The organism is Tardiphaga sp. (assembly GCF_044340795.1).
Classification (GTDB): Bacteria; Pseudomonadota; Alphaproteobacteria; order Rhizobiales; family Xanthobacteraceae; genus Tardiphaga.
Map to the genome: position 1 here is coordinate 1 of NZ_JBIISY010000292.1, position 6793 is coordinate 6793.

Sequence of the window (6793 nt, forward strand, 5' to 3'; positions counted from 1 at the left end):
CCTCGCCGGGCTGCGATGCGGACATCGACGCAATGGCTATGTCCGGGTCGCAACAATTTCGATATCGACCGCTATACCGAAGGTGATTGTTGTGCAATATTACAACCACAGAGCCGACCTCGTTGCTTCCTTCCAATCAAGTTGCAAACCAGTCATCTTCCGGTGCAGCGACAATGGCCTCGGACCCCGACAAGCAGAAATTTCAGGCAAGACGGTTGGACGCGCTGTTTGCTCTCGAAGCCGTCGGACCTCAATTCGATATTGCCGTTGCCGCTGCGCGCGACATGGCCAAAGAGGCGCGAGACCGGACCTGGTATGACGAACTCGGCATCATCTCCGATCGTCTACGACTTTACGACCCAGGCAATGTCCGCAACGTTGTGCACCTCGCACAGTCGCTGGTCAATCGCAGCATGCCCTTCGCTGCGCGTGACGTCTTGCAGGCGGCGCGGTCGCTCGTGCGACCGGGCAGTGATGACTGGTTCGAACTGCAGGGGTTGATCGGGCGCTGCGCGAAGCAGATCTTTCTCGACACACCGGATCAGGCATCCAGCCGCGCACGCCCTTATCTGGAAGAAGCCATCGCCGCTTATATGGAGGCGTATCGCTACGATCCGGCCAAGGCCTACTGGCATGGTGGCAACATCGCGGCGCTGCTGACGGTGGCGCGAAATCTGGGCGTACCCGTCGATGCATCGGATCCGATGTCCGATCCGGTTGCGTTTTCCGTAGCGCTGAAGCTGATCCTTGATGAGGTCGCCGAAGAGGCGATTCCTTGGTGGCACGCCACTTATGTGGAGGCCGAACTGGGCGCTCGGAACTGGCCGGACGCTGCCAAGCGGCTGAAGGGATTCCTCGATGCCGCCAGGGAGCCGTTTTACGTAGAGAGCCATCTGCGGCAGCTCTCCGAGGTGTGGGCACTGGACGGGGCACGGTCGCCGCCGATGGTGTCGAACATGCTGGCCCTGTTGCGCGAGAGGCTTCTGAACTGGTCAGGCGATGGCGAATCCAAGCCGATCGAGGTGAAGGCGGCGGAGATCGCCCAGCAACCGGCGCCCGATGCGTTGCGACTGCAGGACGGCAGGGACGATCTGCAAAAAACCTTTGGCGATGCCGCGCCAGTCGGCATCGGATGGTGGAATTTGGGACGAACCCGGGCGCAGTCCGTGGCCGCGATCTGCGCGCCGAACGAGATCGGCCGTCCGGTGCGGATGGGGACCGGATTTCTCATTGAGCTGAGAAACATAGAAAGCGGTGTGAATGCTGGCTTTTACGTACTCACCAACGCCCATGTCATTGGCGATCCGTCTCGGCCGGCGATTCCGTCCATCAACGAGGCCTGCGTGCGGTTCGAGGGGCACGATCCGGACGAAACCTATGCGATCGAAAGCATCGTCTGGACGTCGCCGCCCGCCCGGCATGATGCGACCATCCTCAAGATCAGGAACTGTCCCGCAGGCATCAAGCCGATCCCGCTACGGAGGGCATTGCCGGACGCAAACTCCGGCACCCGGATCTATATCATCGGCCATCCGCGCGGTAACGAACTCGCCTTTTCATTTGAGGACAATCGGCTGCTCGATCACGAGGGACCAACGGCCGGGCGTCCGCGCGAGGCCGGCGTGGTTCTCGTCCACTATACTACCCCGACGGAGAGGGGCAGTTCGGGCAGTCCGGTCTTCATCCACAATCAGTGGAAGGCGGTCGCCCTCCATCACAGCGGCAGCGCCGAAACCCGGAAGCTGAATGCTGCCATCGGGACATACAAGGCCAACGAAGGCATCTCGCTCGCCAGCATTTCCGAGGCGCTCGCGGCTGAGAAGGGACTGGAATTCATCTTCTAGACCATCCGCTTGAGATCCATGCTTTCGCCGCTCTGAAGCCAAAGCGCGCCGGCCTGGGCGCCAACTACGCCGGGTGACAGGCTCGGCTCTCGGACTGTGAAGAGACGTTCAGGCGACTTTGTCGATGCCGATTTGCCGATTCAACACTGTCGATACCAGGAGGGGAGGCGGGAATGAGCGACCATCATGTTTCCAAAGCACTGCAATTCGTCGAGGCTGCGCCGCTGCCGCCGCTGCCCGGGAGGGAAGCCGCGCCTGAAGCACCGGCAAAGGACACTCTGTCGGACATCAAGGATCAGGCCGCGATCGTCGGATCTGACGTCATCTCCTTCGTCAGCGGCGTGACTGCCGAGCAGCGCCAGGATCTGATCAATTCGGTGCTGCTTGCACAGCTCGTCGCCAAGGTGAAGGTGCCGGACTCCGCCCGGATCTATGACTGGTACAAGGAATATTTCGAGGTCCTGAAGCAGATCGGGTGGGTAGTCCAGAGCGAGCAGTTCGCAACCTACATCCGCGAGGGCATTGGCTTCGAGGCGCATGAGGCCATCATCGAGCTTGCCACATCGTTGCTCGGCCCCGCATCCGGCGCGCTCGCCGTGGTCAAGGCCACGCTCGGATCATTGCAGAAGATGAAGTCCGACAGTCCCTGGATCACGATCTTCAATCGCGAAAGCCAGAGCGGGCAGACGGCGCGCTTCCAGGTTTCCGTGGCGGAGCCCGACCAGAAAGGCGGTTTCTTCGTGACGCTGATGGCCTTCGGGCTGGAGGCCCACGCGACGCTCACGCAGGTCCTGGTTTTCAAGATCCATTCCAACAAGGATACGCTGAGGCACTTCGAGGGCAAGGTATCCATCAATGCCAGGGTCCTTGCCGGTATCCGTGAGGAAGTCGAGAAGAAGCTGGCGGCCCACGTGGCGTCATATGTCCGCACGCTTCCGGACCTCGGTGCGCTGCCAAAACCCTGAGACGACGAAGGCGGCATAGCTGCGTGTGCATTGTTTAAAGGGCGTTGCAAGTAACGGTAATTTGCGTCGCGGCAGCAAGCCTCACGACGGCGATCTCCCAGAAGCCGGGCGCGTCGCGAAATGCGGCGCGCATGTGAGGCGCGAGATCCGCGCAGATGGCTCTTCGACCATCAGCTGGTTCTGTTCTGCATTGTGTGTTCCGATTCTCGCTTCTCAGCGCGGCCTTCGTGTATCCGTCGGTTCACGGCTGTTGCGGATCGCCGCGAGCAGACGAGGGAACGAGGTTCCGGACGCCTCGCAGCGCCGATCCGGTGCGACCGGCTGCACGCATGGATAGCTCATCAGATGAATGCCGATCAGATCGCCGGTCTCGGCATCGAATAGCGGAGAGCCGCCGCTGCCGGGCAGGGTGCCATGGGTGTAGACGAGATCAGGCCGTACCTGATCGTTGATCCGCTGCGGGGCGCTCCGAATCGCCTGTCCCGTCGGTGACAAAAAATTCGGAATCGCCTTGGCAGCTTCGGGCTCCCAATCCTCCAAGGCACCGAACAGATGGCTGATCGAAACGGCGACTTCATTGCGTCCCTGAAGGTTGCCAATAAATACGATCGGGCGCGGGTCCTTTTTGGATTGCAGCATGGCTCGGTCGTCAAACGAGGCTTTCACCTGCTCCACTGTGAGCCGATCGAGATTGGCAAGCGCCGACGGCGCTGCATTGGCGGATTTGATCGGCTCTGCATACGCCGGGAGGTTGCCCTCGACGCTCGACACCGACACACCGAGACTGTCGGACTGCCAGAGAAGGATGCCGAGGCGTGTCTTCTGCCGTTCACTGCCGGGACCGAGCATCACGATGTCGACTTCGGCCGGATCCAGCGCCGATATGAACTGACGCTGATTTCCAATCACATAGCTCGCCGTGACAAAGACAGGTCGATCGCTCCAGGCCGGATCGAGCAGCTTGCCCTTGCGCAACACGCCGGACGCTGTGATCTGGCCGGGCTTGCTGCGCTGTTCGACAAACGCCACCGCACTCGTATAGCCTGTGGCGATCTGGAACCAGCCGGCGGGCACGTCATAGGGCATATAGCCCAGCGGCGAGACGCGGAGAGCGAGCTTTCGCTTAAGGCGCGCATTGGCCGCGTCGAGCTCGGTATTCTTGGCGGCAAGTTGTGCCTCCGCAGCCGCTGTCATGCGCCACAGAACGATTGATGCTGCAGCAAGCAGCGCAAATGCGGCAGATGCGGCTAGCAGGCCGGCCAGCACGCGCGAACGCAGGCTGGCCTTGGCCGATAATTCATTATCGGCCGCCCGTGAGCTCGCCTCGATATAGGATTGCTGGCCGGCCGAAATTTCGGGCGCATCCCCAGGCCGCTTGATCGCCCATCGTTTGGCGTCGTCGAGATCGCTACCACGGAGCAACAAGGCATCCGGCCTATTGCGCTCGGCCCAGCGGATCGCAAGTTCGCCATAGCGCGTATGCTCCCTGATCCAGCCGGCATCGGCCCGCAGGGCGCGCGCCAGTTCACCAACGGATTTCAGGAACGGCTCACTTGCGAACTGGACGTAGTTCAGCCGCTTCAGTTGCGGGTGCACGTCCTCATCCGGCACCGGCGCGAATATGAGCGGGATAAGGCGCTTGCCGCAACGCGTTGTTTCCTCGACTTCCCAATTGCAGTGCGAAGACGCAAGCGAGTTCGGCGAGATGATGAACACCACTGTATCTGCAAGACGGATTAGGTTCGCCAACCGGGCTTCCCAGGGTTCGGCGGGCGCGATGTCCTGCTTGTCGAGATAGGCATCAAAGCCGCCAAGCTCGAGGGCGGCTAACGGGTCCTCCGCGAAGGCGCTATCCTTGCGCGAATAGGAGAGAAAGACCTTCAGCTTCCTCGACGATGCAGAACCGGGATCGGACGCGGTCGGCACGGACATCGGATTCCTCGCGGGAGTGCTACGGCGATATGACCGGAGCGACCGGGCTCACCATTAATTCAACCTATAATTTTTAATTGTTGTGTTGACTACCTTCGTCGCTGGTGACTAGATCGATGCAGTTCACAACTCGAATTCATTGTCCAAGCACGCGCGTAACTTTACTGGCAATGGACGCCGGCAGCGATGGCGTCGTGTCAATCGAGCGTCAGTGTCAAAAGCGCACTGGCTTCGATGAGCGTCGGTCTCAAGCTTCGGTTCCGGCTGGCACATATTTTCAATAGCGCAATCTCGACTGTTAAACTCTCAAGCTCGACATTCTCGACTGTGACGAATTCTCAGCGGTGACAACGAAACGTCTGCGAGGGAGGGCACCATGCCGACAGGATCGCAAGAGCGCCTCGAACAATTGATCGCATCGAGGCCTGGAATGGCTGCAGCCGCCGTGCGGGCGGTGGAGGAAGGCCGCATTGATCCTGAACGTTTCGGCTTATCGAAGAAGCAGGTCGAGGACGCCACGCAGGCGCGGTCGAGCCAGCTGGAATCGGTCGGCATGACCACCGATCAACTCGCTGGCTACGAGGCCATCGTCAGGCTCACCGGACGCCCGCCGATGCTGGTGCGTGACAACACCGTGGTGATGCAGCCGCTAGATGATCTCCGGGCCGGAACGGACGCGCTGATCAAAGCCAGCGAGAAATTCATCCCGTCGGTCGGCCGCATCGAATTCATCAATCACAGCATGGCCTGGGGAGGCACCGGCTGGGTCGTTGACAGCAAGGCCGATGGCCATCTCGTTCTAACCAATCGCCATGTCGCCGCACTGGTGGCCAAGCGCAACGCCCAGGGCCAGACCATCTTCATGCGTTCTCCCGTAACCGGCATCCGCTACGGGGCGCAGCTCGACTTCAATGAGGAAGTGCGAGCGACTACGCAACATGCACGGGTCGCGCGGGTGCTTGAAGTCGTGTATCTCGCCACCGATTTGGCGGCCGATATGGCGCTGTTGAAAGTCAAACCGGCCGATGACGCCGGCTTCGTGATGCCGGTCCCCATCCCGCTCGCGGATCGCGAGGCGGTTCACGAAGAGCGCGTTGCGCTGATCGGTTACCCGGCCTTCGATCCGCGCAACGACGCCGCGGCGATGCACCGCTATTTCGCCGATCTTTACGACATTAAGCGCTTCGCACCCGGTCTGATCATCAAGACGACTGCAGAGTCCGTGCTGAGCCATGATTGCACTTCACTCGGTGGCAGTTCCGGCTCCGTGCTGCTGAGCTTGGAGCAAAACAAGGCCGTCGGGCTACATTTTGCCGGTACATATGGCGTCGCCAACAGTGCCGTCGGCGTCGGTACGATCAAGCAATTAATCCGCGGCTCGCTGGTGACGGTCGGCGGCGCAGCGATCGGCGGCGGAGATGTCGAAGGAGTAGCCGACGGGCTTCACACGGCAAAGGATCTGTCCAAGCGCGGCGGCTTTGATCCGGATTTTCTTGGCTTCGCCACGCCTTGGCCGGAACTGCCATCCAGCATCGAGGAAACACTGGCCAAGCCTTCAGACGCCGAGAAGGGGCGCCCGCACGAGCTACGCTACACCCATTTCGGCGTCAAGTTCTCCACCACCTTGAAACTCCCGGTGATGACCGCAGTGAATATCGACGGCGAGAATTCAGTGCGCATCAAACGCGGTAACGACCGCTGGTTTTTCGACGGTCGCATCGACAAACAATTTCAGCACGGGCAGAAGGCGTTCAAGGACGCCGAGATCGATCGTGGCCATATGGTGCGTCGCGAGGATCCGAACTGGGGCAATGACGCTGCAATCGCGGACGGCGACACGTTCCACTATGTCAACGCGGCTCCGCAGCACGCGCGCCTAAACCAGGGTAAGCAGCTCTGGCAGGGTCTCGAAAATCTCATCCTCGACAGCGCGCGGACCCACCGCTTCAAGGCATGCGTGTTCACCGCGCCGGTGTTCGGCGATGATGATCCGGTGCTCGAAGAGGACAATATCCGCGTGCCCATGGAATTCTGGAAGCTCGTGGCGATGAT

4 protein-coding genes are annotated in these 6793 nt (G+C 60.7%); 3 read left to right on the top strand and 1 reads right to left on the bottom strand.

Annotated features, from left to right (window positions below; genetic code table 11):
* Positions 1-284 precede the first annotated feature (284 nt).
* Both ACIQ17_RS29145 and ACIQ17_RS29150 read left to right on the top strand, forming a co-directional pair.
* Positions 285-1844, top strand: coding sequence for a trypsin-like peptidase domain-containing protein (locus ACIQ17_RS29145; protein WP_398472911.1), 1560 nt, complete (start codon positions 285-287; stop codon positions 1842-1844).
* A gap of 173 nt (positions 1845-2017) precedes the next feature.
* Complete coding sequence (locus tag ACIQ17_RS29150) at positions 2018-2809, top strand: hypothetical protein (protein ID WP_398472908.1); 792 nt, start codon at positions 2018-2020, stop codon at positions 2807-2809.
* Between the two features lie 213 nt (positions 2810-3022).
* On the opposite strand, the gene ACIQ17_RS29155 is transcribed toward ACIQ17_RS29150, so the two are convergent.
* Positions 3023-4741: a toll/interleukin-1 receptor domain-containing protein gene (locus ACIQ17_RS29155; RefSeq protein WP_398472909.1), complete on the bottom strand. Its 1719-nt coding sequence runs from the start codon at positions 4739-4741 to the stop codon at positions 3023-3025.
* A gap of 454 nt (positions 4742-5195) precedes the next feature.
* Here ACIQ17_RS29155 and ACIQ17_RS29160 point away from each other — a divergent pair.
* Positions 5196-6793 (top strand): DNA/RNA non-specific endonuclease (locus ACIQ17_RS29160; protein WP_398472910.1); only part of this gene is annotated, 1598 nt, incomplete at its 3' end.

Excerpts from the sequence above, each read along its gene's own strand:
- ACIQ17_RS29150 (WP_398472908.1), top strand. The coding sequence starts at position 2,018 with ATGAGCGACCATCATGTTTCCAAAGCACTGCAATTCGTCGAGGCTGCG.
- ACIQ17_RS29145 (WP_398472911.1), top strand. The coding sequence starts at position 285 with ATGGCCAAAGAGGCGCGAGACCGGACCTGGTATGACGAACTCGGCATC.
- ACIQ17_RS29155 (WP_398472909.1), bottom strand. The coding sequence starts at position 4,741 with ATGTCCGTGCCGACCGCGTCCGATCCCGGTTCTGCATCGTCGAGGAAG.